The organism is Limnohabitans sp. TEGF002 (genome assembly GCF_055395845.1).
The window spans coordinates 2,587,573-2,614,214 of the sequence record NZ_AP029224.1 but is presented as its reverse complement, the minus strand read 5'-3'; the positions used below and the strand labels follow the sequence as shown (position 1 = coordinate 2,614,214).

Genomic DNA, 26,642 nt, shown 5'->3' with positions numbered 1-26,642 from the left:
TAATTAATCGGGGTCAGATCCCAATTAATCCGTCGAAAAGCCGCCCAGCGAAGGTCCTGACTCCTTAAAATCGGAGCATTGCCCTTTATCTACACCATCCCCTCCCCAACATGACCCAAGTCACCAACACCGTGCGCTTCGTGCTCGACGGCCGCATCGTCGAAGCCCAAGGCGAACGCCGCACCACCACCGTTCTGGACTATCTGCGCGAGGAGCTGCACCGCACTGGCACCAAAGAGGGCTGCGCTGAAGGCGATTGCGGCGCTTGTGTGGTGATGGTGGGTGAGCTCAATGCTGCAGGAACGGGCGTGGACTATGTGGCTACGAACGCCTGTATTCAGTTGTTGCCCTCTTTGGATGGCAAATCGGTCAAAACCGTCGAGAGCCTGAAAAAAGCCGATGGCACGCTGCACCCGGTGCAGGAAGTAATGATCAAGTGCCACGGTTCGCAGTGCGGTTTTTGCACGCCCGGCATCGTGATGAGTCTGGTGAACCTGGTGCAGGTCTTGCCCATGCCCAACCGCCAGCAGATCACCGATTCGCTGAGCGGCAACCTGTGCCGCTGCACCGGCTACAAGCCGATCATCGAATCGGCCACCAAGGCCTGTGCCAAGCCCGAAGCGCTCAAGATCGACGACAGCGCCGATGTGCCTTTGCTCAAAGAAATCAAACGCGCCAGCGTGCCCACCCTGAGCCTGGACGGCGACATCATCGTGCAGCCCGTGGTGCGCACCAAAAAGGGCAATGAATTCGTCTCGCCCGCCACCATCGCTGAAGTGGCCGACTATCTGGTCAAGAACCCCACCACCACCTTGTTGGCGGGCAGCACCGAAATTGGTCTGCAGGTCAACAAACAGTTCTCACGCCCCGACCACATCATGTATTTGGGCAATGTGACCGAGCTGCGTCAGGTGACAGAAACGTCCAGCGCTTGGCGCATTGGCGCTGCCGTGTCGCTCACGCAAGTCGAATCGCTGGTGGCCAAGGCTTATCCCGACTTCACCGAAGTGCTGCGCCGCTTTGGCTCGCCGCCCATCCGCTCGACGGCCACGCTGGCGGGCAACATTGCCAACGGTTCACCCATTGGCGACACCATGCCTTGCCTGATGGCGCTGGGCGCCAGCTTGCTGCTGCGCCGTGGCGACAAGACCCGCAAGGTGCTGCTGGACAACTTCTACACCGGCATGAAGAAAAACGTGATGGAGCCCGGCGAGTTCATCGAGGCCGTTGAATTGCCCAAGCCCGTGGCGGGCCAAGTGTTCCGCGCCCACAAGGTCAGCAAGCGTTTTGAACAAGACATTTCGGCCACGTGTGCCGCCATCAGCTACACGCTGAAAGACGGCAAGCTGAGTGGCGTGAAGCTGGCCTACAACGGCCTGGCCCCATCGCCTTGCCGTGCCCCTAAACTGGAAGCCGTTTTGGAGGGCAAGTTGCCCGCTGATGTGAAAGCTGCCGATCTGGACGCCGCGATCGCCGCCAGCTTCACAGCCCGTGACGGCTTGCGCGCCACATGGGCGTACCGCGCATTGGTGGCCCGTAACCTGGCCCTTGAATTCATCGAAGAACAGAAAGAGGTGGCTTGAATGAACGCTCCGACCGCACTCAAAAACCTGCTGCCTGTTTCGGGCGTTCAGCAAGGCACCGACATCGTTCACGAGTCCGCGCACTTGCATGTGACCGGCTCGGCCACCTACATCGACGACATCCCCGAGCACGCAGGCACCTTGTATGCCGCGCTCATCTTGTCGCCTGTGGCGCATGGCGAGTTGATTGGCGACGGCATTGACCGCGCAGCCATCCTCAAGGAGCACGGCGTTGTGGCGGTCTACACGGCCAAAGACATTCCCGGCGAAAACAACTGCGGCCCCATCATCCACGACGACCCCTTCCTGGCCGCTGGCAAGGTCGAGTTCATTGGCCAAGCCGTGGCCGTGGTTGTGGCGCGCGAAATGCTCTACGCCCGCGAAGCCGCTAAAAAAGCCAAGGTGCTGGTGAAAGAACTCACGCCCATCTTGACCATCCAAGAGGCCATGGCGGCCAACAGCTTCATCATGCCCCCCAAGGGCATCACGCGCGGTGACTCAGCGGCAGCCATTGCCAGCGCCCCGCACAAAATCAAGGGCAGCACCAACACCGGCCAGCAAGAGCAGTTCTATCTCGAAGGCCAGATCACTTACGCCGTGCCCAAAGAAGACGGCCAGCTCACGCTGTACGTGTCGACCCAGCACCCCGACGGCAACCAGCGCGAAGCCGCACATGCCCTGAACCTGCACACCAACGATGTGGAGGTGATTTGCCGCCGCATGGGTGGCGGCTTTGGTGGCAAAGAAGGCAACGCCAGCATCTTCAGCCAGAGTGCTGCTTTGGCCGCGCATAAGCTGCAAAAGCCTGTCAAGCTGCGCGTGAACCGCGACGACGACATGACCATCACCGGCAAGCGGCACGATTTCCGCATCGACTACGAAGTGGGTTTTGACGACAACGGCCGCGTTTTGGGTGCCAACATCACGCTCATGTCGCGCTGCGGTTACAGCACCGACTATTCGGGCCCGGTGAACGACCGTGCTTGCTTGCACATCGACAACACCTACCACTTGCCTGCACTCAAGCTGGTGAGCCACCGCTGCAAAACCAACACGCAAAGCGCGACCGCTTTCCGGGGTTTCGGCGGCCCACAAGGCATGTTCGGCATCGAAACGGTGATGGACGAGATCGCGATGACTTTGGGCAAAGACCCACTGCAAGTGCGCAAGCTCAACCTCTACAAAGACCCCGCCATCAGCGGCACGCCCGACACCATGACCACCCAATACAACCAGCTCATTGAAGACTGGGTGGGCGACAAGGTGATCGACCAGGTGGAGCAGGAATCCAAATACGCCGAGCGCCGCGCCGCAGTGCAAGCCTTCAACGCCAAGAGCAAAACCCGCAAGCGCGGCATGGCGCTCGTGCCTTTGAAGTTCGGCATCAGTTTCACCGCCACGCACCTGAACCAGGGCGGCGCGCTGCTGGCGGTTTACATGGACGGCTCGGTGAGTTGCAACCACGGCGGCACAGAGATGGGCCAGGGCCTGAACACCAAGATGGCGCAGGTGTGTGCCGATGGTTTGGGCATCAGCGTGGACCATGTACGCATCACCGCCACCGATTCACAAAAAGTGCCCAACGCGTCGGCCACTTCGGCTTCGAGCGGTGCCGACATCAACGGCGCGGCCATCATGAACGCGACCGCGCAAATGCGTGAGCGCTTGAAGCCTGTGGCGGCGCGCATGCTGGGTTGCGCTGAGGGTGATGTGACTTTCGCGAACAACGAAGTCCACGGTGGCGGCAAGTCCGTCAAGTGGGCCGACTTGACCAAGCAAGCGTACATGGAGCGTGTGGGCTTGTCGGTCACGGGTTTCTACATGACGCCCGAAATCAAATACGACTTCACCACCCTGAACGGCCGTGCGTTCTATTACTACTGCTACGGCGCTGCCGTGAGCGAAGTCGAGATCGACACCCGCACCGGCGAGTGGTGGCTCAAAGCCGTGGACATCGTGCACGATGTGGGCCGCAGCATCAACCCCGCATTGGACAGGGGCCAGATCGAAGGCGCCTATGTGCAAGGCATGGGTTGGCTGACCATGGAAGAGTGCATTTGGGACAAGAAAGGCAAGCTGCTCACGCACGGTCCCAGCACCTACAAAATTCCGGTGGCGGGCGATATCCCTGAGCACTTCAATGTGAGCTTGTTCGACAACGCCAACTTGAAGCCCACGCCTTTCAACAGCAAGGCCACCGGCGAGCCGCCTTTGATGTTGGGCCTATCGGCCTTCTTCGCCTTGCGCGATGCGGTGGCGGCCAGCGCCGACCACAAAGCCGTGGTGTACATGGACGCACCCGCCACGCCCGAGCGCATCTTGATGGCCTGCGAAAAAGCCAAGGCCACTGCGGGCCTTTGATCTGATTGGCAGGAGGCCCGAAGCGTTTTCGGGCATCCTGCCATTTTTATTCCGGATTCAGGAGCAGGCCCATGTCAGACGATCCAAGGTGCTGTGGCACCGGCACTTGCATCATCAATGCCGAGGGCGTGTGCTGGTGCGGCCAGCGCTGGGATGGCGAGAAGATGTGTTTCATGCCCGAGCCTGCGGCAGCCCCAGCCCCAACTCAAAACGCCGAGCCATCCCATCAGCCTTCTCGGGTTGGGCAAAACTGAGCACTGCCCCAGCATGACCCTCAGAGCATTTCCGCTTGAGGTCTTGCAGCGTTTGAAGCAGGGCACAAGGCGGCCACGTTGACCACCTCAGCCTCCCCGGCCACAACCTCACCCGCCATGCACTGGCGCGACCCGTTCCGGGAGCGGAGTTTTCGCTTTCAGTGGCCCGCCGACCTGGCCACCTCCTGGGCTTTCGAGATGGAGTCCATCGTGCTGGGCTGGTTCATCCTGGTCGAATCCGGCTCGGTGATGATGCTGGTGGTGTTTGGCTCCTTGCAGTACCTGGGTTCCTTGGTCTCGCCCATGTTTGGTGTGGCGGGTGACCGCTTGGGTTATCGGCGCATGCTGGTTCTGTCGCGAGCTCTCTATGCGGCGCTGGCCGCCACCTTCATGTTGCTGGCCTGGTTGCAAGCCCTCTCGCCCATGATCGTGCTGTTGATGGCGGCCTTGGCGGGCATGGTGCGCCCCTCGGACATGATGATGCGCAACGCCTTGATTGCACAGACCCTGCCGCCACGCCATTTGCTGGGGGCGCTGGGCATCTCGCGCATCACCTCGGATTCGGCCCGCATTGCGGGTGCATTGGCCGGTGCGGGCGTGGTCGCTTGGCTGGGCATGACTTGGGCCTATGCCCTGATCACAGTCCTTTACACGCTCAGCTTTGTGCTGTCTCGCGGCGTGTCTGACGTGCCTGCCCCAGCCCATGACACCGTGCGTGTGTCGCCCGTGCGCGACTTGCAACTGGCTTTTGGCTATGTGTGGACGCGTCCGGTGCTGATGGCGGCCATGGCGCTGGCGTTCCTGGTCAACCTGCTCGCCTTTCCATTTTCTTTGGGCTTGCTGCCCTATATGGCCAAGAACATTTACCTGACCGACCAGACGGGCCTGGGCTGGCTGGGCGCCAGCTTTGCGTTCGGGGGCTTGGTGGGCTCGGTGGTGCTGAGTTCGCACCGCTTTGCGTTTCGCGCCGCGCAAACCATGGTGCTGGCCGGGGCGGTGTGGTTTGCGGTGGATGTGTTGTTCGCCTTCAGCACGCATCTGGGCGTGGGCATGGCCTTGCTGTGGGTGGCGGGCCTGGCGCAAAGCCTGAGCATGACCCCCTTGGCCGCTGTGATGCTGCGCGCCACCGAGCCCGCCTACCGGGGCCGGGTGATGGGCATGCGCATGCTGGCTATTTGGGGGTTGCCATTGGGCTTGCTGCTGTCGGGGCCGCTGATTGAGCGCTGGGGCTATGCGGCCACAGCTGGCATGTATTCGGCCTTGGGGCTGATGCTCACCGGGGCCATGGCGGTGTATTGGCGTGCGCACATTTGGGACCGCAAAGCGCCGGCCAATGCGCCTTTGTGACGCGCGCAGGATGAGCGCCCGGTGTGACCAAAGCGACAGCGTTCACACGGCCTTGGGCGCACAGTGTTGGCGCATCCTGGCCCGGGTCAATACGCCCGTGTCTGAAAGCTGAAATTGACCATGACGACCTTGACTAATTCTGACGACCCCGTGCCCGAACAAGCCGCCGACCATCCCCGCGTGGTGCGGGGCTTGCTCAACATCGCGCACGCGCTGGACCATTTGTTTTTGCTGATTTTTGCGGCGGCGGTCAGCACCATTGCGGCCGACATGGGCCTGGCCCAGTGGCAAGACCTGATGCCTTATGGTGCGGGTGCCTTCTTCATGTTCGGGCTGGGTTCTTTGCCTGCGGGGCGGCTGGGCGATTTGTGGGGCCGCCGCAGCATGATGCTGATCTTCTTTTTGGGCATTGGCACCGCTGCTATCTTGACGGCTTTCGCGCAAACGCCTTGGCAGCTGGCGGCTTGCCTGACGCTGATCGGCGTGTTCGCCTCCATCTACCACCCGGTGGGCATTCCCATGCTGCTGGAGCGCTCGTCCAACCCGGGGGCCACCATTGGTTTCAATGGCCTGGCGGGTAACTTGGGCGTGGCGGTAGCGGCTTTGCTCACGGGCTTTTTGATCCAGTGGCAGGGTTGGCGTGCGGCCTTTGTGGTGCCAGGTGTGTTGGCCTTGGTCTGCGGCTGGGTGTTTGCCCGCGCTTGTCCGCAAGAGTTATCGTCTCCCGCCAAGCGCAAGGGCGGTGCCAAGGTCAGCCTGCCTGCGCCCATGCTGGCGCGCGCTTTGGTGGTCATGACGGCGGCAGCCATCACCAGCAGCGTGTTGTTCAACTTCACCACCAACGGCAACGGGCCTTTGATCACCGAGCGCTTCCAAGGCGTGATGGAGGATCCTGCCAGTTTGGGCTTGTTGTTGGCCCTGGTCTACGCCGTGGCCTCGGTGGCCCAGGTGGTGGTGGGGCACCTGATCAACCGTTTCCCGCTCAAGCGCTTTTTCATGTTCATGGTGATGGCGCAGATCCCCATGTTGGTGTTGGCTTCACAGGCTCAAGGTTGGTGGTTGTTTGCCGCTTTGATTGGGGTGATGGTGTTCATCTTCGGCGCGATTCCTTTCACCGATTTCATGATCGCCCGCTATGTGGACGACCGCCTGCGCTCGCGTGTCTCGGGCATGCGCCTGGGCGTGTCGTTTGCGGTCAGCTCCTTGTCGGTCTGGGCCTTGGGGCCGGTGGTCAAGGCCATGGGCTTTGGCCACTCGCTCTTGCTGCTGGCAGGGTTTTCGGTCGCCACCACGCTCATTTTGACCCTGTTGCCCGGTGCTGCGCATGAGCAGACGTCGAGGGTTTGAGGTGCTCAACCGATCACTGAGTCAGTCCTGACCCTCAGTCAAAGTGTCGAGCTGAAACTTGCCGCTTTTGTGCCACAGCCACACATCGGTGTAGGTGACTTGGCTCATGTGCTTGGGCACAGGGTAGGGCGCTGAAGCTTTGACCATGCGCTCAATCTCGGCCATCACGTGGGGTACATGCTTGGGCGCACGCATCCAGTTGACCGCTTTGACCGAGCCTTTTTGGTCGATGTCCACGTTCAGGACCCCCACAGCTTCAAGCAAGGGCGGCATACGGCCTTTGTAGATGCGGTGCGCGTGCATGCCGTACAAATGGCCAGCAGCATCTTTTCTGTATTCTTTGCTGTTTCGCGCCAACGATGTGGGGCCGTTCGGCGCCGCGACGGGTTCAGGTATTTGGGCTGCAGGCTGAGGCGCTGGTGGGGGCGGTGGTGGAGGGGTCACCACAGGCGGCGTGCTGCAGCCGCTCAATATGGCCAAGGCCACAGCGCTCACGACCAAAAGGCCGTGTTTGAGGGGACGGTGAATCAGATCTGAATGTGGTGTCATGGCAAGCCCTTGTCCTTGGCATACTCGGTGTTGGCCACGATTGTGGCATCGTCCCGCCTGGATGAGCAAGCCAGAGGCCATCCCCCACTTGAAATGGACAAAAAGCGTGAATTGGATCGAGCAAGCCCTCAAGCGGCTGAACACTGAGCAGGCTGTGCTGGTGACAGTGAATGCCACCCAAGGCTCTGTGCCCCGAGGGCCGGGTACACACATGCTGGTGTTCGCCAACGGCGAATGGGGCACGATTGGGGGCGGACATCTCGAGTTCCAGGCCTTGGCGCATGCGCGGCGTTTGCTGGCTGGGGAGTTGGTGTCCACCGAATTGCGCCAGGTGCTGGGGCCCAGTTTGGGGCAGTGCTGCGGCGGTGTGGTGGCGTTGATTTTGGCGCGGGTGGGCTCGCAAGACATGGTACGTTTGCGCAACCTGTTGATGCCGCCACGCACCCCGTTGGCGCTTTTTGGCGGCGGCCATGTGGGGCGGGCCATTGTGAACACGCTGGCACCTTTGCCCTTTGCGGTGCGCTGGATCGACAGCCGCGACGAGATTTTCCCCAACGATGTGCCCGAGGACGTGGAATGCGAGCATTCCAACCCCGTTCAAGCGGCTGTGGCCGATTTGGCCGCTGGTAGCCGGGTGCTGATCATGAGCTTCAGCCACGCCGAAGACCTCGACATCGTGGTCGCCTGCCTGAAGCGCCAAAGTGAGCGCGGTGACCTGCCTTTTGTGGGCCTGATTGGCAGCAAAACCAAATGGGCCACGTTCAGGCATCGCCTGGAAGACCGGGGCTTCAGTGCCGAAGACATCGCGCACATCACCTGCCCGATTGGTGTGCCGGGCATCACGGGCAAAGAGCCCGAAGTCATTGCTGTGGCGGTGGCGGCGCAACTCTTGCAAACGCTTTAAAAGCCGATGATGGTTTTCCCTAGGCGAACAGGCCCGGGGATGTCTGGATTTGGAGGGTTAAAGTGTATACACTTCAGTGCACTGGCCGCAGCGGCGCAAGTTCCTCCGGGAACATGTTCGCGGCCGAATACCCGCTCACAGGGCCCGCGGTGGTGAGCAGGTTGGAGAATCCTTCATGGAAACGTATCTGCTGGAATGGGCCAATTTGTTGCTGCGATGGGTGCATGTGATCACCGCCATCGCCTGGATTGGTTCCTCGTTCTACTTTGTCTTTCTGGACAACAACCTGCAAAAGCCCAATTCACCCGACCTGCTCGAAAAAGGTGTGGGCGGCGCGATGTGGGCGGTGCACGGCGGCGGTTTTTACAACCCGCAAAAATACATGGTGGCTCCCAAGAAGATCCACACCAAGCTGCATTGGTTCTATTGGGAAAGTTACTCCACCTGGCTGAGTGGCTTTGCCCTGTTCACGGTGCTCTACCTCTACAACGCGGGCACTTTCCTGATCGACAAATCGCTGATGGACTGGACACCTGTGATGGCCGGATCGGCCGCCGTGGGCATGCTGGTGGCTTTCTGGTTGGTGTACGACATCATTTGCCGCGTGTTTGGTTTCCGAAAAAACGGCGAGCTGATCGTGGCGGGCCTGATGATTGTGGTGGTGGCGTTTTGCTCTTGGCTGGCCAATGAGCTGTTTGCAGGCCGTGCCGCTTTCTTGTTGGTGGGCGCGATGATCGCCACCGCCATGAGCGCCAACGTGTTCTTCTGGATCATCCCCGGCCAGCGCAAAGTGGTGGCCGCCATGACCAGCGGCGAAACTTATGACGCCAACGCCTTGGCCATCCACGGCAAGCGCGGCAAACAGCGCAGCGTGCACAACACCTACTTCACGCTGCCCGTCATCTTTGCGATGCTGAGCAACCACTACAGCTTTTTGTACACGCACGAGCAGCGTTGGGTACTGCTGTTTGTGATGATGCTGGCCGGTGCCCTGATCCGCCAGTTCTTTGTGCAGCGCCACGCCTTCCACTTGGGCCGTGCAGCCAACCCTTGGCCTTTTGCAGCGGTGGGTGTGGTGATGATTTTGGGCGTGATCATCGCCTTGAAGCCTGCAGCGCCTCAAGTCTCTTCTGTCCCTGCAGCCCCCGTGAGTTTTGCTCAGGTGCAAAGTTTGGTGAGTCAGCACTGCATCAGCTGCCATGGTGCCCAGGTGCAAATGAAAAACGTGCGTTTGGACAGCCCAGAGCTGATCAAGCAGCATGCGCAAAACATGTACCAGCAGGTGGTGGTGACCAAGCAAATGCCCATGGGCAATGCCACGGGCCTGACCGAAGCAGACCGCGCGATGTTGGGTCGCTGGTTTCAGGCGGGTGCCCATTTGGACTGAAGGCTGGCGGGCGATCGGGAAGTCGCCAGAGTTACTGGGAATATGGTTGACCCTATTGGTATGACGATCCGATGGGTATAAATTTTGATGCAGCAGGCCCTGGTGGGCCCGGCTGTTAAATCAAAAGGAGACACCCATGTTCATTCGCTCACGCCGTACTTTGGTTGCCAGCGCGGTTGCTGGTCTGGCCTGTTTAGCAGCTGCCTTGCCTGCAGCCGCCCAGAATTACCCCACCCGTCCCATCACCATGATCGTGCCCTGGGGCGCAGGGGGTGGCACCGATGCCGTGGCCCGCATCGTGGCCAGCTTGCTCGAAAAAGACTTGGGTCAACCTGTCACTGTCGTTAACCGCACCGGCGGCAGCGGCGTGGTCGGTCATGCAGCCATTGCTTCGGCCCCTGCTGACGGCTACACCATTGGCCTGGCCACTGTCGAGATTGGCATGATGCACTGGCAAGGTCTGACCCAACTGACCGGTGCCTCTTACACCCCCATTGGTCTGGTCAATGCCGACCCGGCTGGCATTCAGGTGCGTGCCGATTCGCCTTACAAAAACGTGAACGATTTGCTGGCCGCCATCAAGGCCAACCCCGGCAAGTTCAAAGCCTCGGGCACAGGCCAAGGCGGCATCTGGCATTTGGCCATTGCCGGTTTGTTGCTCGACCAGAAAATCGACCCTGCCGCACTGCCTTGGGTGCCCAGCAACGGCGCTGCCCCAGGCCTGCAGGACATGGTGGCCGGTGGTGTGGAAGTGGCCCCGGTGTCCTTGCCCGAAGCGCGTTCGCTGATTGATGCAGGCAAGGTCAAGAGCTTGGCCATCATGGACGCCAAGCCTTCTACGCTGTACCCCAATGTGCCGACCCTCAAATCGGCCACAGGCAGCAACTGGACCATGGCGGCTTGGCGCGGCGTGCTGGCTCCCAAAGGTTTGCCAGCGCCGGTTCAAACCAAACTGGCCGAGGCCGTGCGCAAGGCCGTGGCCAGCAAGGAGTACAACGACTTCATGACCAGCCGCGGCTTGGGTGTGATTTATGGCGGGCCGGATGACATGGCCAAATTCATGGCCAAGTCTGACGCCGAAATGGGCGTGACCATGAAGGCTGTGGGCCTGGTCAAGTAAGCCAGCCCATGAAAATCAACGACGCTTTTTGGGGCGTCCTGCTCATGGCCTTGGGCGTTGCGGTGCTCTTGGCTGTGCGCGGTTACCCCAACATTCCAGGCCAGCCAGTCGGGCCCGCTTTGTTTCCAGGCCTGATTGCCATCGGCTTGTGTGCAGGCGGCGCTTTGCTGGTCTGGCAAGGCTGGCGCGACCGAGCCAACGGGCCTTGGTTTGAGTGGGAAGACTGGGTGCGTTCGCCACGGCACACCAAGGCGCTGGTCGCCTTGCTGGGCTCGGTGGTTTTTTACATCTTGTTGTCTGATGAGCTGGGATTTTTCATCACCTCATTTTTGATGCTGGTGACCTTGTTCAGATCATTGCAAGTGGCTTGGGGCCGTTCGGCCTTTTGGGCGGCGGTGGCCACCTTGGTCGTTCACTTTGCCTTTTACAAATTGCTGCGTGTGCCCTTGCCCTGGGGTGTGCTGACACCACTGGCTTGGTAACGTACCGATCCACTTTCGTTTTCACCCAAATGACCATGACAGTCTGAGGAGTCGAGTTCCATGTGGACAGCTATTGGCCAAGCGTTTTCGATGGTGTTCGAGCCCTACACCTTGATGGTGATGGTGCTCGCCTCCCTGTACGGTTTGTTTGTGGGGGCAGTGCCTGGCTTGACCGCCACCATGGCCACTGCACTGTTGGTGCCCGTGACCTTCTTCATGCCGCCCATCCCGGCGGTGGCTGCCATGGTCACCGCCACGGCCATGGCGATTTTTTCGGGTGACATCCCGGGTTGCTTGCTGCGCATTCCGGGCACGCCCGCATCGGCGGCTTACACCGACGAAGCCTTTGCCATGACACGCAAGGGGCAGGCCGAGAAAGCCCTGGGCGCAGGCCTGGTGTTCTCGGCAGTGGGGGGACTGTTCGGCACCGTGGTGCTGATCTTGGCAGCGCCTGCCTTGGCCGACTTTGCGCTGAATTTCAGCTCCTTCGAATACTTCTGGTTGGTTCTGTTGGGTCTGACTTGCGCGGTCTTCATCTCCACCGGCTCACCGGTCAAGGGGCTGATGATGTTGTTCCTGGGCTTGTTGGTCGCGTGTGTGGGTTTGGGCAACCCGGCGGGTTTCCCGCGATTCACCTTTGGCAACACCGAAATGTCGGGCGGCATTGGCATGATCGCCATGATGATCGGCATGTTCGCCATCTCCGAAATCATCCGCTACGTGGTGGACACCAGTCCGCCTGCTGAGTTGGTGGTGGAAGAGGTGGGCGGTGTGCTCAAGGGCCAATGGGCACTGGCCAAGAAATACCCCAAACAGATTTTGCGAGGCAGTGTGCTGGGCACCGCCGTGGGCGCTTTGCCGGGCGCGGGCGCTGACATCGCGGCCTGGATGTCGTATGCGATGAGCAAGAAGTTTTCCAAAGAACCCGAGAAATTCGGCACCGGACATGTGGAGGGCATTGTCGAATCGGGCTCGGCCAACAACAGCGCCTTGGCTGGTGCGTGGATTCCGGCCTTGGTGTTTGGCATTCCGGGTGACTCGATCACGGCCATTGTGATCGGCGTGCTGTACATGAAGAACATGAACCCCGGCCCGACCTTGTTCACCACCAACCCGCAAAACATTTACGCGGTGTTCTTGCTCTTCATCGTGGCCAACCTGATCATGATTCCCTTAGGCATTTTGTGCATCAAGGTGGCCAAGCGCATCCTCAAGGTGCCGCGTGAAATTCTGATGCCGATGATCTTGCTGTTTTGTGTGGTCGGCACGTTTGCCATCAACAACTCGGTGTTTCAGGTGGGTGTGATGCTGGTCGCCGGCATCCTGGCGTATCTGCTGGAAGCCAACAAGTTCCCCACAGCACCGGCCATTCTGGGGGTGGTGCTGGGCGGCATGTTGGAGGAGAACTTCATCACCTCGATGATCAAGTCCAACGGCGACTTGACCGCTTTTGTGGCCCGACCCATCGCATTGGGCCTGGCCATATTGACGGCCTTGGTGTGGTTTGCACCGCTGCTCTTGCGCATGCTGCGCAAACCTGCACCCGCGTCTTGAAAAAGACTTTTTGAGGTTGCCAACAACCCGGCTGGTGCCGGGTTGTTTTTTGCTGAGCGCTGTCGCTCAGCCCTTTGTTGCTCAGACCGCAGAAGGCACTGCGATTTTGAACTTCTCAGCCCAAGGCCCCAGCATGGGCATGATGTTCGGGTAAAGTGCGACGCCATCGCTGGCACTGCCCGCCTTGAGTTTCAGGCCACGCTCGCCGGGCGTGCGCACCCAACGGTCGGCTTGTGCGGGCCGCGAGGCATGGCACTGGCGTGACACTTCGTCCATCTGCGTGTTGAAGGCGCTTTGGCCTGCGAAAGCGCGGGGGTCGATGATTTGCAAAAACACCGTGGCCCCCCAGCCCTCAGGTGCGTCTGCGCGGCCATGGCCTGACAGCCCGCCTGTCAAGGCTTCCACCATCCAACTGAGGCCATAGCCCTTGTGGCCCGAGTCCATGCCGCCCAGCGGCAAGATGGTGCCCTTGGGTTCGTTGAACAGCACCGCCGGATCCCGGCTGGGCTGGCCGTGGCCATCCATCACCCACTCTGCAGGCAGCAAGCCGCCTTCTTTGTGCAGGCGGTTGGTCATGCCGTTGGTGGTGGACGAGGTGGACACGTCGATCAGCACCGGCAAGCCCGAAGTGGGAATGCCCACCGACATGGGGTTGGGCGTGAACACCGGGTCCAGACCACCAAAAGGTGCGATGCTGGCGGCGTTGGGGTCCGAGCAATGCAGCAGCATCATGAAACCCTGTTCGGTCACGCGCTGGTGGTAGGCCGCCAGACACGCAATGTGGTGGCTGCGCCGGATGACCACGGTGCAAGTGCCTTGGCTGCGTGCGCGCTGTGTGGCCAGATCAATGGCTTGGAGCACCAGCCATGGCCCAGGCAGGCGCTGACCGTCCCAGGTCACTGCGGCCGGATGGTCCGACACCACCAGGGGCTGGCCTTCTTTGAGCATCTTGCCTGACTCCAGTTCGGCCAAGTAGGGGGCCAGCAGGGCCAGACCGTGGGTGGTGTGGCCCAGCAAATCGCCTTCCAAGAGCACATCGGCGACAGCTTGCGCTTTGTCGGGCGGCAGACCCGCAGATTGCAAAAGTTGCTTGGCGAAATCCAGCAGGTCAGAGGCGGCATAGTTCATGCGGCCATCATAGAAAAAAGCCTATGCTCGGCTGTCGCGCCGAAGACTCTGGGCGTTCAGAAGGCTGGGGTGGATGAGCCTTCAGGCGGACGTGTCCTTGTCCGGCGGTGTCTCAAACTGCTCTGCGTTCTTGCCCTTGAAAGGCGCATAAAACGCTTTGATGGCGACCATGTCCTTGTCGATGTCGCCCGTGGGGTAAAACAGCGGGCCCAGGCCACTGACTTTGCGCGAGTAGTCCATGTAGGCCATCACGATGGGCACCTGCGCCTGCAGCGCGATGTAATAAAAGCCGGTTTTCCAATAGCGCGTTTTGCTGCGTGTGCCTTCAGGAGGCACCACCAGGTGCACCGAGCCTTCGGCTTGGACCAATTCATGTGCGCAGGAGTCCACCAAGTTGGAGGCTTGGGAACGGTTCACGGCGATGCCGCCCAGCCAGCGCATGAGCGGGCCAAAGGGAAAAGAGAAGATGCTGCTTTTGCCCATCCAGTAAATCTGCAAGCGCAAGGCAAACGCCACCATCAAGGTGTAGGGCAGATCCCAGTTGCTGGTGTGTGGTGCGGCAATCAGAACGCACTTGGTGGCACCCTTGGGCAAGCTGCCTTCGATCTTCCAGCCTGTGACTTTGAGAAATGCCAGCGAGATACCGCGTAGGGTAGTGTTGACGACGGGAGTGTCAAAAATGGTGCGGTGCATGGCGCATGGACGATCAACGGAATTTGGCGAGGGTCACACGCGGGCGCGCATGGCTCGGGGAGCTCAGATTATCTCTTTCAAATTGACTAAATTGACTAAATTGCGCAATTTGTCACCGCGTTCAAAACCACCAAGCCACCGCATAAGGAATCACCACCGCCCCCGCAATGCCATGCAGCCCCATGCCCAAGCTGGCATAAGCCCCGGCCTCGGCATTGACGCTGAACGCGCGTGAAGTGCCAATGCCGTGCGCGGCCACACCTAAAGCAAAACCGCGCTGCCACCAGGCCGTGACGCGCAAGGCGTCGAGCACATAGCGGCCCAACACCGCCCCCAAAATGCCGGTGCTCACCGCAAAGATGGCGGTCAGTGTGGGTGAAGCCTGCACGCGTTCGGCAATGCCCATGGCAATTGGCGCAGTGACCGATTTGGCCACCAAGCCGCGCACCAGCGATTCGTCCACGCCGAGCCAGCGCGCCACGCCCACGGCCGTGAGCACCGAGGTCAAGCCGCCCGCCACCAGCGACAGCATCAGCACCCCCATGCGCCCTGTGAGTGATGCGAAACCCTTGTAGATGGGGATGGCCAGCGACACCGTGGCCGTGCCCAGCAAAAAGTGCACAAACTGCGCGCCCTCAAAATATTGCGCATACGGCATGTCGAGCACGCTGATGCACAGGCACACCAGCACCACGGCGATCAACACCGGGTTGGCCAGCGGGTTGCGCTGGCTGCGCTCGTACAGGGTCAAGCCGATCAGGTAAGCGCTGAGCGTGAGCACCAAAGCCAGCAGCGGGCTGCCCGAGAGGTAGACCCAAATCTCGGAGATGGCGGGCAGGTCGGAGCGTGTCATGGGGTTCATGGCCTCAGTCCTTGGGGGCCAGCAGCTTGAGCACAAGTGCTGTCACCGCCACCGTGGCCAGCACGCTGACCACCAGCGCCGCGCTGATGGCCCAGGCATTGGCCCGCAGCACCGGCAAATAAAGCACCACACCCACCGACGCCGGAATAAACAGCAGCCCCAGGTGCTGCAAGATGCTGCTGCCCACCATGTCCATGGCTGCTGGCACATGGCCACGCAGCGCCAAAAAGGCCAGCAACAACACCAGACCCAGCACCGGACCGGGGATGAAGGGCAGGGCGAACTTGGACAGCAGCTCGCCCAGGGCTTGGAAGATGAAGAGTTGGACGAGGCCTTGGATCATGGCCTCAGTGTAGAGAGCTTGCGTTGGTTTTGGGGGCGAAAGACTTGTGACTTCAGTGTGAGGATTTCGATGGGGTTTCTGACGCTGGCGAGAGCTACGCCAAAGGTGTTTGGTGGCTAAACCCCTGAAACCACCACGTCCATCGCCGCAATCAGTGTGCTGGCTTGCGCTGCTAAATTGCACACCACTTGCCGCAAGCTGCGCGAGGGCAAGGGTGCCGTGTAATGAGCCAGTGCGCGCAGGCGCTGGCCGTTGACTGTGATCACGGGGCAAAGTTTGTCAGGGGACTTTTTTGCAAATTCCACAGTAGCCAGAGGCATGGTCATGCGGGTGGCCAAGGCATCCAGCAAGTCACTTTGTACGACCACCACATAGGGAATGCCGTGCGCAGCGCTCTCGCTGGGATTGGCGTAGACATCAAATTGCGCCATGGCGGTTTACCAAGGCCGTAAGTCGGCACCGGGAATGCCTTGCTTTTCTACCCAAGTGTTTTGCGCGGCAATCCAGTCGCCAAACTCGGCTTCAAACCTCTTCTTGCGGGCAGCCAGACTGCTGCTGTTTTGATTGGCTTGCAAAGCCCGGTATTGCTCGGCCGACAGGATGACGGTGTCAATTTGCCCCGCTTTTTCCACAAATACGGGTTCTCGCTTGGCAAGGGCACAAATGCTGCCAAAACGGTTTTTGGCTTCGGTGGCGGTGATTTGCATGGCGGGCTCCTGATGGATGGCTATTTTAGCTAAAAGCGTCCAGGGATTGAAACTTAAGCTGCCCCCAATGCCAACTGCATCGCCAGTTGGTTGTGCCGCTCAATCAGCGGCCCTATGTCCACCGTCGCAATTTGTCCCTCACGCACCACCACGCGCCCGTTGACGATGGTGTAGTCGGCGTTGTCGCTGGCGCACAGCAAGAGCGCTCCCACCGGGTCGTGCACCGCGCCACCCGCCATGCTCAGCGTGTCGGTGCGAAACATCGCGATGTCGGCGCAATAGCCTTCGGTGATTTGCCCCAGCTCGTGCGCACGGCCCAGCACTTCGGCACCGCCGCGTGTGGCCAGACGCAGGGCGTCGCGGGGTGTCATTTCGGCGGGGCCGCGGTCACAGCCGTACACGGTGCGCCCGTCTTCGACGCGCGGTGGTTCCATGGCCCTGCCCACACGCGCCAACAGCATGGCTTGGCGCGCTTCGTTGAGCAGGTGCGCCGCATCGTTGCTGGCGCTGCCGTCCACACCCAGGCCAATCGGCACGCCTGCGTCGAGCATTTTGCGCAGGGGCAAGATGCCGCTGGCCAAGCGCATGTTGCTGCACGGGCAGTGGGCGATGCCGGTGCGTGTGCGGGCAAACAAATACGTGCCTTCGTCGTCTAGCTTCACGCCGTGTGCGTGCCACACGTCTTGGCCCACCCAGCCCAGGTCCTCGGCGTATTGCGCGGGCGTGCAGTTGAACTTCTCGCGGGTGTAGGCGATGTCGTGGTCGTTTTCGGCCAGGTGCGTGTGCAGGCGCACGCCGTGGGCGCGGGCCAGTTTTGCCGATTCGCGCATCAGGTCTTGGCTGACGCTGAAAGGCGAGCAGGGTGCCACGGCCACATGCGTCATCGCGCCGTAGCGGGCGTCGTGCCACCGTTCAATCAGGCGTTGGGTTTCTTTTAGGATGGCGGGTTCTTTTTCGACCACGCTGTCGGGCGGCAGGCCACCTTGCGACTGCCCCACGCTCATGCTGCCGCGTGTGGCTGTGAAGCGCATGCCCATGGTGTGCGCCGCTTCAATGCTGTCGTCCAGCCGCACGCCGTTGGGGTAGATGTAGAGGTGGTCACTGCTGGTGGTGCAGCCGCTCAGCAGCAGCTCGGCCATGGCCACTTGGCCTGAGACACGCACCATTTCGGGCGTCAGGCCCACCCAGATGGGGTAGAGGCCTTGGAGCCAGCTGAACAGCTCGGCGTTTTGCACGCCCGGAATCGCCCGCGTGAGCGACTGGTACATGTGGTGGTGCGTGTTGATCAGGCCCGGCACCACCACATGGCGGCGTGCGTCGATCACCTCATCCACCTGCGTCAGCAGTTCGTCGATGTTCTCACTGGCAGGGATGATGCGTTCGATTCGGCCATCTCGGATCAAGAGAGAGGCGTCTTTGAGTTCGGTGTTCGCATCGTCTTGTGTGGCGATGCAGCGGGCGCGGTGGATGAGCAGCGTGGTCATGGGTCGAACTTTACCTGCCTTGGGGCACAATTTGCCCATGCAAGACGCCCAGCCCCACATCTCCAGCTTGATCCAAGACCCCTCTGCCTTTTTGAAAGCGCTTTACGAGGTGGCTGTGCAACGTGCCTTGCCCCTGCACAACACCGCCGCCCATTTGCCCACCCCGCCAGACCCTGCCAAGGGCCGCACCCTGGTGTTGGGCGCTGGCAAAGCGGGCGGGGCGATGGCGCAGGCGGTCGAAGCCCTGTGGCCCCAGAACGCGCCGCTGTCGGGCCTGGTGGTCACGCGTTATGGCCACACGCCGCGACGTCCTGCGGGCTTGCCTGCGCGAATTGAAGTGGTTGAGGCCGCTCACCCAGTGCCCGATGCGGCGGGCTTGCAAGCGGCTGAGCGCATTCTGGAACTCACGAAAGGCCTCACCGCCGATGATTTGGTGCTTTGCCTCATTTCGGGCGGCGGCTCGTCTTTGCTGACATTGCCCGCCGACGGCATCGACTTGCAGCTCAAACAAGACATCAACCGGCAACTGCTGACCAGCGGGGCGAACATTGCCGAGATGAACTGCCTGCGCAAGCACCTCTCGCGCATCAAGGGCGGGCGCTTGGCGGCCGCTTGCGCACCTGCGCGGGTGGTCACGCTCACCATCAGCGATGTGCCGGGTGACGATCCGTCCATCATCGCCAGCGGCCCCACCGTGCCGGATGCCAGCACCTGCGCCGATGCGCTGGCCATTCTCAAGCGTTATGCCATCAACGTGCCCGATTCGGTGTTGCAGGCTTTGCAGTCGGGCGTTTGGGAAACGCCGAAACCTGGCTCTCCGGTGTTTGTGGACCACAGCGTGCACATGATCGCGACGCCCCAGCAGTCGCTGGAAGCGGCAGCCGCCGCTGCCCGTGCGCAGGGGCTGAATGCCTACATCCTGAGCGACGAGATCGAGGGGGAGTCACGCGAGGTGGCCAAGGTGCACGCGGCGCTGGCGCGTGCGGCGGCCAAGGGCTTGGGGCCGTTCACCAAACCTTGCGTGATTTTGAGTGGGGGAGAAACCACCGTGACCATCAAGCCCCAGCCTGCGGGCACACCCCGTGGGCGTGGTGGGCGGGCGGGCGAGTTTTGCATGGGCTTGGCCGAGGCCCTGCAAGGCCAGAGCGGCGTGTGGGCGCTGGCGGCCGACACCGACGGCATCGACGGCATCGAAGACAACGCCGGGGCGCAAGTCGCCCCCGATACGCTCACCCGTGCTGCCGAAAAAGGGATAAAAGTGAGTGAACACCTGCAGCGCAACGACGCCTATGGCTTCTTTGAGCCGCTGGGCGATCTGGTCATCACCGGGCCCACGCACACCAATGTCAACGACTTCAGGGCCATCCTGGTGCGGTGATGGGACCTTATTGATTTGTGTCAAAGCCCAAAGGCTGTGTCTCTGGCACATTCGAGTCCATCATGTTGGATACCTCTTTGCCCCCTTTGTCCGAGCCCGCAGCCTCCGTGGTGGCAGGCACTGTGTTGCTGCACCGAGGCGACGCGGTAGACCGCATCGTGCACGTCATGCAAGGGCGCGTGGTGTTGGGGGTGCTGGTGGATGGCCACATGGCGCACCAGCTGGGCGTGGTGGAAGGTCCATTTTGGTTGGAGGCCGCATCGGGCTTGCTGGGCTTGCCACACGCGGTCGATGCGGTGGCCGAGACCGAGGTGCATGTGCAGTACGTGAGCGTGGCCGACTTTGTGGCCGAGGTGCAAGCCTTGCCAGAGGCCTCGCAGACCCTCCTCATGGACATGGCCCGTTCGCAGCGCCAACAAACCGAGATGGCCGTGAGCCGCTTGGCCAAAGACGCCGATGCGCGTTGCGCCGAATGGCTGCTGCGACACGCCCAAACCACCGATCAGTCGGGCAGTTTGGCCGTGAAGCTGACAGAGCGAAAACGCACAATTGCGGCGCAGTTAGGGATTGCACCCGAAACGTTTTCTCGTGTGCTGCGCCACTTGCGCGAGCGCCAGCTCATCAGTGGCAGCGGCCGTGTGCTGGGCTTGCCCGACCCGCAGGCGCTGCGCGAGTTGGCCGGGGTCTAACCCGCTTCAGTCGCCGGTGATCTTGCGTTCGCGGATGATGGCGCCAAAGCGTTTGGAGTCATCCGTTGCGCGGGCGCCGAACTCGGCAGGCGTCAAAGGCAGGGCCTCGCCGCCCAAATTCTGGATGCGGTCCTTCAAGGCTTGTGTGCCCAAAATTTTGTTGATCTCGCGGTTGACGCGGTTGACCACATCGGCGGGCGTGCCCGCAGGTGCATAAAAGCCGAACACCGAATCGGCATCAAACCCTTTCAGGCCTGCTTCGTCCAATGTGGGCACATTGGGGAACAGAGGCGAGCGCTTCATGCTGCCCACGGCCAACAATTTGAGCTTGCCCGCACGCACTTGGCCCAGGCCAATGCCGGGGTCAAAGTAAAAGTCCAATTGACCGGCCAGCACGTCTTGCAGCGCGGGCGCTGCACCCCGGTAGGGCACATGCACCGCAAACAGACCCGCCTGGCTTTTCATCATTTCGCCAGCCAAGTGGGGCGAACTGCCGTTGCCTGCCGAGCCATACGACAAGCGCCCGGGGTTGGCCTTCACATGGGCTAAAAATTCCTGGATGTTGTTGGCAGGGAAGTTGGGCTTGGCCACCAGAAACACCAGCACCCGCGCAGCCGAGGCCACGGGCACCAGGTCTTTGGCCGGGTCAAAGGGCATGCGGGCATAGATGTGCGGGTTGACCGAGACCATGCCGCCCGAACTCATGAGCAGGGTGTAGCCGTCGGCGGGCGATTTGGCGACCATGTCGCCGCCGAGGTTGCCGTTCGCGCCGCCCCGGTTTTCGACCACCACAGGCTGGCCCAGTGCCTCGCCCAGCGGCACGCCAATGGCGCGGGCAATCTGATCGGCTGCGCCACCTGGCGGAAAGTTCACCACGATCTTGACGGGCTTGGTGGGCCAGCTTTGCGCGGCGGCACTCAGGCACAGAGCAGGGCCTGCCGCGATGGCGAGCAAAGCGGTGCCTATGACGCGGCGTGAGAAGAATTTGGTTTTTGGCATGTTTGTCTCCTGGGGTTGGAAGGGGCCGATGTGGATGATGAGGGCAGATCAGGATTTTTGCAGTCTCGGATTTTTCATCCACAGCACGGGTTGTTCCTTGACCGGGCGGGCTGGCGCGCCGTGCTGCAGCAAGGCTTGGTCGAGCGCTTGACCGGCTTCGTCTTGCAAAGCTGCGTTGCGGATGCGGGCCACGGCCTCAGCTTGCTCGGCCACAGGGACTTTGGAGGCTGGGCCGCACACATGGCGCAGGATGTGCAGCAGATTGTCCTTGCCGCGCTCGTTGGTGCTGCCGTAACCCTTGATGAGTTGCCCGCAACGTGCCAGCTCCAGACCCAGCGCGGGGGACAGGCGTGTGGCGCTTTCAATGCCGCCGAGCCACTCTTCGATGAGCGCTTGCTCGGTCTGATAGCGGCTGCCCAGCGGGCGCAGCACGCGCAGGCTGGCCAAGAGGCGCAAGCTGGCCATGCCCCACAGCGCGTGCCGCGCCACCTTGAGCGGCATGGACCAAGGCGCAAGGCCGTTGGATACGCGGGCGCGGTCCCAGCGCAGCAGCCGGTTGGCCAGGCCTTGCGGCAACAGGGCCGCCAGCTCGGGCACCCCGGGTTTGAAGTGGTCGTACACCTTGAGCACATCACCTTCTTTGGCTTTGACTTCTTGCGTCACGCGGTCCCAGCGGCTGGCGCGGCTTTTGAGGTCGGCCACGCGGATGATGTCGTCAAAAGCCATCCACAAAGCCAGCCAACGGGTGGTCTCGGCCATCACGGGGTGGGTGGCGTCGGCTGACGCGGATTCGGCATCGAGCAAGCGTTCGAGCCGCTGCACATACAAGCGTGCATAAGCGGGGCCTTGGTATTCCACCAAGCGTTGGTGCGCCAAGCCCATCAGGGGATGCAGCACGGTGGGAAATTTGGCGGCGACATCGCCCGGCATAACAGCCGATGAAGTTGCAGATGAAGATGCAGATTCAGACGGTGCAGATGCCGCAGGTTTCATCACCTGTTCGACATACTGAGCTTGCTCGCGCTGGCGCGTGACCAAATCAAAAGCCGACGCAAAGCCCCGCAGGCTGGCTTGCGCCGTCTTGCTCGGGCCTGCCAACACGGCCTCGTAATGTTCGCGTGAGAAGGGCAGCAAGCCGCTGCCTGCAATGGCCCCCAACATCACGGCGCTGACCAGGGTGCCGCTCTCTTGGCACAGACGTGCCATGTCCATGACGTGGTGGCGCAGGCTGTGCGCAGCGATCACATCGAGCAGCGGGCCTTCGGGGCGGCGGCCATCGCCCATGGTCATTTTTTCGGCGGTGGTCAGCGCCCGCGATGAGGCACTGATGACCAGCGTGCGGTCGTTTGAAGCCAAGCCGTTGCCGATTTGGCGGGCGGTTTCCAGCAACTCGGACGACACCAGCGCATCAAGTCTGCCTGGCAGCGGGTTCAGGCCCAGCACTGGCAAGCGGCCTTGCAGTTGGCTGTGGGGCAGGGGGTAAATTTCAAGGTAATAAGTGGTGGCCCCGGTGCGCTGCGCCACGCCGGGAATCGATGTGGCTTGCGCCGGGTAGCCGGCGTGGCGCGCCACATCGACCAGCCAGTCGGCCAGCACGCCGCCGCCTTCACCGCCGAGGGCGCACAACAAAATCGAAATCGGTTGGGTCATGTTGTTTCTTTCGGGTCAGGCGGGTTGCAACCAGCGGGTAGCCAGGCTTTGCCAGCGGGACCATAAGCGCTCGTGGAGCTTGGGGTTTTGCACCACTTCGGCGCGGTAAAAAGAGGGGCACAGCGTGGCCGCGTGGGCGTTTTCGCCGCACAAGCCGCAGCCCACACAGCCGTCGATCACGGTGGCCACCGGGTCCACTTTCAGCGGGTCGGGGTTGTCTTTGAGCGTCAAGGTCGGGCAGCCCGAGAGGCGGATGCAGGCGTGGTCGCCGTTGCACACGTCTTCGTCCACGCCGTATTTCACGCGTTCCACCCGTTCGCCCTTGGACAGCAGCGAGGTCAGCCAGGGCTTGATGCGGCGCTGACGCTCCAGCTGGCATTCGCCTTCGGCCACGATCACTTTCAGGCCCTGAAACTCGGTGGTGAAGGCCTCGGTCAAGGTGGCCTGCATGTGGCTCACTTCGTAGGTGTGCACCGTGCGCAGCCATTGCACGCCCAGGCCCTTGAGGGTGGACTCGATGGTCTGGTTGGTGTGCACCATGCTTTGGCGTTTGTCGCCCGCCAGTTCCTTGGCGATGTCGGTGGGCGTGTTGATGATGTCTTGTGTGCCGGTGGCCGAGGTGTAGCCGTTTTTGAAGATCAGCAGCACCGCGTCGTCGCCATTGAACAGCGCACTTTGCACGCCGGTGAGCAAACCGTTGTGCCAAAAGCCGCCATCGCCCATGACCGACAACACGCGCCGCTTCATGAGGGGCGACACACCTGCTCGGCTGGCCAGGCTCATGCCATAGCCCAGGATGGAGTGGCCCACCGAAAACGGCTCGAAAGTGGCCAGCGCATGGCAGCCGATGTCGCCTGAAATGTGCACCGGGCCGACATCTTGCTGGGCCAATTTGAGGGCTGAGAACACGGGCCGCTCGGGGCAGCCAATGCACATGCTGGGTGGCCGCGCAGGCAGCGGGCTGCCCAGAAGGGTTTGCACTTGCTGGCGGCGTTCGCCATTGGTAGCCAGCCATTGGCGAGTGGACTCGGGCACAGCGTCTGCTTGGTGCCGGTCCAGAAACTTCAGCAGGCCTTGGGCCATGACTTCGGCGGTGTATTCGCCGCCCGAGGGCAGCATGTCTTTGCCATGCAGCGGAGTTTGCAGGTCCAGTCGGCGCAGCATCAGGGCGAGTTCTTGCTCGATGTATTCGGGCTGGCCTTCTTCGAGCAGAAGCACGGTCGATTTGTCTTTGCAAAAATTCACCAGCTCGTCGGGCACCAGCGGGTAGGTCACATTCAGCACCAGCACCGACAGGCTGGACACGCCAAACGCATCGGCCAGGTCGAACTGCTGCAGGGCGCGCATGAGGGTGTTGTACAAACCGCCCTGCACGATAAGGCCCAGGTGGCGGTGGGTGCTGCCTTCAAAGTGTTCGTTCAGGCGCTGCTCGGTGATGTATTGGCGGGCGGCGGGCAGGCGGTGTTCGACTTTGCGCTTTTCTTGCGCAAAGGTCACGGGCGGGTGCGCCAGCTTCATGTAGTTGAATCCGGCGGGCTCGTCGATCAGGTGTTTTTTGGACAGCTTGGGGGCCTGGTTGTCTTTGGCCACAAACTGGCCGCGTACATGGCAGGCGCGGATGCGCAGTTCCATCATCACCGGCATGTTGGACGCTTCGGACAACCGGAAACCGTGCTCCACCATGTTGACCATTTGGCCCAACTCGGGCCGGGGGTCGAGCAGGCACATGCCCGATTTGAGCGCGTAGGCGTGTGTGCGCTCCTGAATGACGCTGGCACCTTCGCCGTAGTCTTCGCCCACCACAATCAACACGCCGCCAGTCACGCCGGGCGAGGACAAATTGGACAGCGCATCGGCCGCCACGTTGGTGCCCACAATCGACTTCCATGTCACCGCCCCGCGAATCGGGTAATGGATGGACGCACCCAGCATGGCCGCCGCAGACGCTTCGTTGGAACACGCCTCCACATGGACACCCAGCTCGTCCATATAGGGCTTGGCCTGCACCATCACATCGAGCAGGTGCGAAACCGGCGCGCCCTGGTAGCCGCCCACATAGCTCACACCCGACTGCAGCAGCCCCTTGGTGATGGCCAAAATGCCCTCGCCGTGAAACACCTCGCCCGCGCCCATGCGCAGGGCCTTGATTTCTTCGTGAAATGAAACTTCCAAAGCACGCTCCTTGCGTTGAGCCCGCCGCTGTTGGTCAGGCAAAGACCATCTTACGTATAAGTGCATAAAATAATCTGAATAAACAGTATGCGCTGAATGAATATCAAAGACTTGGATCTGAATTTGCTACGGCTGTTTGATGCGGTGTGGCGCACGCGCAGCGTGAGCTTGGCCGCGCAGCAGTTGGGCATGTCGCAACCGGCGGCCAGCCAAGGCCTGGCGCGTTTGCGGGCGGTGCTGGGCGATGCGCTGTTTGAGCGCAGCGGCGCGGGCGTTCGGCCTACGCCGCGTGCCGACCGACTGGCGCAGTCGGTGCAAAGGGCGTTGACCACGATCGAAGAGGCACTGAACACCTCGCAGGTGTTTGACCCGCTGCGTTCAGCACGGGTGCTGCGGGTGCACCTGAGCGACATTGGTGAAGCACGGTTTTTGCCCGAACTGGTGCAAACCCTGCAGCGCCATGCGCCGGGCATCCGGCTTGAAGCCGTTCCACTCCCGCACGACAAGATCGGCCCTGCACTGGACAACGGCCAGCTGGACTTGGCCATTGGGTTTTTGCCTGAAGTGGCCGACACCTTGCACCAGCCCTTGCTGAGCGATCGCTACGTGGTGCTGATGCGCCAAGGCCATCCGGTGGCCCAGCGCTGGCGCCAGTTGCAAGCGCGCCAGCCCACGCCCGAAGCCGGGCTACAAGTCTTGGCCGAGTTGGAGTTCGCCGCCGTGCGCACGCACGCCGACACGCTGCGCATTTTGGAGTTGATGCACTGGCAGCACCGCTTGCGCTTGACCGTGAGCCATTTCCTGTCACTGCCCGGCATCGTGCGCAGCAGCGATCTGGCCGTGCTCATGCCGCGTAACTTTGCGCAAGGCTTTGCACAAGCGGGGGCGCTGGCCATCCTGGAGCCCGATTTGCCCTTGCGCGATTTCACCGTGTCCATGCACTGGAGTGCCCGCTTTGACAAAGACCCGTGCCTGCAGTGGCTGCGTGCCACCGTGGCCCAATTGTTCAGCACCCCCACTCCCACACAATGAGCACTTTCAAACCTTATCTGAGCGCCATCGAAGCCCCCAGTCTGGCCGATGTGCAAGCCTGGCAGGGCCTGACCCTGCTGGAATTTGGCACCGAGTGGTGCGGCCACTGCCGCGCCGCCCAGCCCTTGATCGCCCAGGCATTGGCCGCCCAGCCGCATTGGCAGCACTGCAAAGTCGAAGACGGCCCCGGCCGCCCTTTGGGCCGCAGCTACCGCGTGAAGCTTTGGCCCACTTTGGTGTTGCTGCGCGATGGGCAGGAAGTGGGGCGTCTGGTGCGGCCTGCGGGGGCCGAGGTGGTGACTGCGCTTGCCGCGTCAATGCCCTGAATTGGGGTCTGATGGAGCGGCTGTCCATGAGTGCGCAAGCAGGTGCTCAGGCGGCACCCGCCAGCAGCGCCCCAGCGTCCTCGTACCAAAACAGGAGTGCTGCGTCGTAGCTTTCCCATACACAGCCATTGCACCCGCGCCCGCAGCACGATGTGGGCTCGGGTGGTGGTACCCGGAAGTCGTGGCCTGCGGCTTGCAGGCGTTCCTGAAATTGCGCAATGCCCCGGCGCACAGAAGCGCGCTGGGCCTCATTGGGGTCGATGATGGGGTGCTCTTTGTTCGAGGTCATGC

26 protein-coding genes are annotated in these 26,642 nt (G+C 61.6%); 13 read left to right on the top strand and 13 right to left on the bottom strand.

The window, feature by feature from the left end:
- The first annotated feature begins 110 nt into the window (after window positions 1-110).
- Both xdhA and xdhB read left to right on the top strand, forming a co-directional pair.
- A complete protein-coding gene (xdhA, locus tag ACZ5SR_RS12990; RefSeq protein ID WP_464449077.1) occupies window positions 111-1,583 on the top strand; it encodes a xanthine dehydrogenase small subunit in 1,473 nt (490 codons plus the stop codon).
- Window positions 1,584-3,944, top strand: coding sequence for a xanthine dehydrogenase molybdopterin binding subunit (gene xdhB / locus ACZ5SR_RS12985; protein ID WP_464449076.1), 2,361 nt, complete (start codon window positions 1,584-1,586; stop codon window positions 3,942-3,944).
- 46 nt (window positions 3,945-3,990) lie between these two features.
- On the opposite strand, the gene ACZ5SR_RS12980 is transcribed toward xdhB, so the two are convergent.
- A complete protein-coding gene (locus ACZ5SR_RS12980; protein ID WP_464449075.1) occupies window positions 3,991-4,119 on the bottom strand; it encodes a hypothetical protein in 129 nt (42 codons plus the stop codon).
- Window positions 4,120-4,315: 196 nt separating this feature from the next.
- On the opposite strand from ACZ5SR_RS12980, the gene ACZ5SR_RS12975 reads away from it, so the two are divergent.
- Both ACZ5SR_RS12975 and ACZ5SR_RS12970 read left to right on the top strand, forming a co-directional pair.
- Entirely contained in the window at window positions 4,316-5,545 is a 1,230-nt protein-coding gene (locus tag ACZ5SR_RS12975; RefSeq protein WP_464449074.1) for an MFS transporter, read from the top strand.
- Between the two features lie 120 nt (window positions 5,546-5,665).
- Complete coding sequence (locus ACZ5SR_RS12970) at window positions 5,666-6,892, top strand: MFS transporter (protein ID WP_464449073.1); 1,227 nt, start codon at window positions 5,666-5,668, stop codon at window positions 6,890-6,892.
- A 21-nt stretch (window positions 6,893-6,913) separates the two neighbouring features.
- On the opposite strand, the gene ACZ5SR_RS12965 is transcribed toward ACZ5SR_RS12970, so the two are convergent.
- Window positions 6,914-7,441 (bottom strand): hypothetical protein, encoded by a 528-nt coding sequence (locus ACZ5SR_RS12965; protein WP_464449072.1) that lies wholly within the window; start codon window positions 7,439-7,441, stop codon window positions 6,914-6,916.
- Between the two features lie 106 nt (window positions 7,442-7,547).
- Between ACZ5SR_RS12965 and xdhC the strand changes: the two genes are divergently transcribed.
- The 5 genes from xdhC (at window position 7,548) to ACZ5SR_RS12940 (ending at window position 12,888) form a co-directional block, all read left to right on the top strand.
- A complete protein-coding gene (gene xdhC, locus ACZ5SR_RS12960; protein WP_464449071.1) occupies window positions 7,548-8,345 on the top strand; it encodes a xanthine dehydrogenase accessory protein XdhC in 798 nt (265 codons plus the stop codon).
- Window positions 8,346-8,520: 175 nt separating this feature from the next.
- On the top strand, window positions 8,521-9,732 hold the full coding sequence (locus ACZ5SR_RS12955; protein WP_464449070.1) for a urate hydroxylase PuuD: 1,212 nt from the start codon (window positions 8,521-8,523) through the stop codon (window positions 9,730-9,732).
- 136 nt (window positions 9,733-9,868) lie between these two features.
- Window positions 9,869-10,852 (top strand): tripartite tricarboxylate transporter substrate binding protein, encoded by a 984-nt coding sequence (locus tag ACZ5SR_RS12950; RefSeq protein ID WP_464449069.1) that lies wholly within the window; start codon window positions 9,869-9,871, stop codon window positions 10,850-10,852.
- An 8-nt stretch (window positions 10,853-10,860) separates the two neighbouring features.
- The gene (locus tag ACZ5SR_RS12945; RefSeq protein ID WP_464449068.1) at window positions 10,861-11,334 is read left to right on the top strand and encodes a tripartite tricarboxylate transporter TctB family protein; all 474 of its coding nucleotides are present in this window, start codon (window positions 10,861-10,863) and stop codon (window positions 11,332-11,334) included.
- A 60-nt stretch (window positions 11,335-11,394) separates the two neighbouring features.
- Window positions 11,395-12,888 carry a tripartite tricarboxylate transporter permease gene (locus tag ACZ5SR_RS12940; protein ID WP_464449067.1) on the top strand — a complete coding sequence of 498 codons (1,494 nt, stop codon included), beginning with the start codon at window positions 11,395-11,397 and terminating at the stop codon, window positions 12,886-12,888.
- An 81-nt stretch (window positions 12,889-12,969) separates the two neighbouring features.
- On the opposite strand, the gene ACZ5SR_RS12935 is transcribed toward ACZ5SR_RS12940, so the two are convergent.
- The 7 genes from ACZ5SR_RS12935 to ACZ5SR_RS12905 form a co-directional block, all read right to left on the bottom strand.
- On the bottom strand, window positions 12,970-14,016 hold the full coding sequence (locus tag ACZ5SR_RS12935; protein ID WP_464449066.1) for an Ldh family oxidoreductase: 1,047 nt from the start codon (window positions 14,014-14,016) through the stop codon (window positions 12,970-12,972).
- 81 nt (window positions 14,017-14,097) lie between these two features.
- Window positions 14,098-14,709 (bottom strand): lysophospholipid acyltransferase family protein, encoded by a 612-nt coding sequence (locus ACZ5SR_RS12930; protein ID WP_464449065.1) that lies wholly within the window; start codon window positions 14,707-14,709, stop codon window positions 14,098-14,100.
- A 121-nt stretch (window positions 14,710-14,830) separates the two neighbouring features.
- Window positions 14,831-15,571 carry an LrgB family protein gene (locus ACZ5SR_RS12925; protein WP_464449064.1) on the bottom strand — a complete coding sequence of 247 codons (741 nt, stop codon included), beginning with the start codon at window positions 15,569-15,571 and terminating at the stop codon, window positions 14,831-14,833.
- Window positions 15,572-15,575: 4 nt separating this feature from the next.
- Entirely contained in the window at window positions 15,576-15,914 is a 339-nt protein-coding gene (locus ACZ5SR_RS12920; protein ID WP_464449063.1) for a CidA/LrgA family protein, read from the bottom strand.
- Window positions 15,915-16,030: 116 nt separating this feature from the next.
- Entirely contained in the window at window positions 16,031-16,345 is a 315-nt protein-coding gene (locus tag ACZ5SR_RS12915) for a CcdB family protein (protein WP_464449062.1), read from the bottom strand.
- 6 nt (window positions 16,346-16,351) lie between these two features.
- The gene (locus ACZ5SR_RS12910; RefSeq protein ID WP_464449061.1) at window positions 16,352-16,621 is read right to left on the bottom strand and encodes a type II toxin-antitoxin system Phd/YefM family antitoxin; all 270 of its coding nucleotides are present in this window, start codon (window positions 16,619-16,621) and stop codon (window positions 16,352-16,354) included.
- Between the two features lie 53 nt (window positions 16,622-16,674).
- Entirely contained in the window at window positions 16,675-18,105 is a 1,431-nt protein-coding gene (locus ACZ5SR_RS12905; protein ID WP_464449060.1) for an 8-oxoguanine deaminase, read from the bottom strand.
- Window positions 18,106-18,142: 37 nt separating this feature from the next.
- Between ACZ5SR_RS12905 and ACZ5SR_RS12900 the strand changes: the two genes are divergently transcribed.
- Window positions 18,143-19,483 carry a glycerate kinase type-2 family protein gene (locus ACZ5SR_RS12900; protein ID WP_464449059.1) on the top strand — a complete coding sequence of 447 codons (1,341 nt, stop codon included), beginning with the start codon at window positions 18,143-18,145 and terminating at the stop codon, window positions 19,481-19,483.
- Window positions 19,484-19,545: 62 nt separating this feature from the next.
- Complete coding sequence (locus ACZ5SR_RS12895; RefSeq protein ID WP_464449058.1) at window positions 19,546-20,172, top strand: Crp/Fnr family transcriptional regulator; 627 nt, start codon at window positions 19,546-19,548, stop codon at window positions 20,170-20,172.
- A 6-nt stretch (window positions 20,173-20,178) separates the two neighbouring features.
- On the opposite strand, the gene ACZ5SR_RS12890 is transcribed toward ACZ5SR_RS12895, so the two are convergent.
- Genes ACZ5SR_RS12890 through ACZ5SR_RS12880 form a run of 3 tightly spaced genes read right to left on the bottom strand, consistent with a single transcriptional unit; the run spans window position 20,179 to window position 24,993 of the window.
- Window positions 20,179-21,171, bottom strand: coding sequence for a Bug family tripartite tricarboxylate transporter substrate binding protein (locus tag ACZ5SR_RS12890; RefSeq protein WP_464449057.1), 993 nt, complete (start codon window positions 21,169-21,171; stop codon window positions 20,179-20,181).
- A 48-nt stretch (window positions 21,172-21,219) separates the two neighbouring features.
- Complete coding sequence (locus ACZ5SR_RS12885; RefSeq protein ID WP_464449056.1) at window positions 21,220-22,821, bottom strand: indolepyruvate oxidoreductase subunit beta family protein; 1,602 nt, start codon at window positions 22,819-22,821, stop codon at window positions 21,220-21,222.
- A gap of 15 nt (window positions 22,822-22,836) precedes the next feature.
- Window positions 22,837-24,993, bottom strand: coding sequence for a thiamine pyrophosphate-dependent enzyme (locus tag ACZ5SR_RS12880; RefSeq protein WP_464449055.1), 2,157 nt, complete (start codon window positions 24,991-24,993; stop codon window positions 22,837-22,839).
- A gap of 96 nt (window positions 24,994-25,089) precedes the next feature.
- Here ACZ5SR_RS12880 and ACZ5SR_RS12875 point away from each other — a divergent pair, with 96 nt between their 5' ends.
- Window positions 25,090-26,025, top strand: coding sequence for a LysR family transcriptional regulator (locus ACZ5SR_RS12875; protein WP_464449054.1), 936 nt, complete (start codon window positions 25,090-25,092; stop codon window positions 26,023-26,025).
- Complete coding sequence (locus ACZ5SR_RS12870) at window positions 26,022-26,351, top strand: thioredoxin family protein (protein ID WP_464449053.1); 330 nt, start codon at window positions 26,022-26,024, stop codon at window positions 26,349-26,351. Before ACZ5SR_RS12875 ends, ACZ5SR_RS12870 begins: the two co-directional genes overlap by 4 nt.
- A 46-nt stretch (window positions 26,352-26,397) precedes the next feature.
- Here ACZ5SR_RS12870 and ACZ5SR_RS12865 read toward each other — a convergent pair whose 3' ends face one another.
- Window positions 26,398-26,640: an oxidoreductase-like domain-containing protein gene (locus ACZ5SR_RS12865; RefSeq protein ID WP_464449052.1), complete on the bottom strand. Its 243-nt coding sequence runs from the start codon at window positions 26,638-26,640 to the stop codon at window positions 26,398-26,400.
- Between the last annotated feature and the right edge of the window lie 2 nt (window positions 26,641-26,642).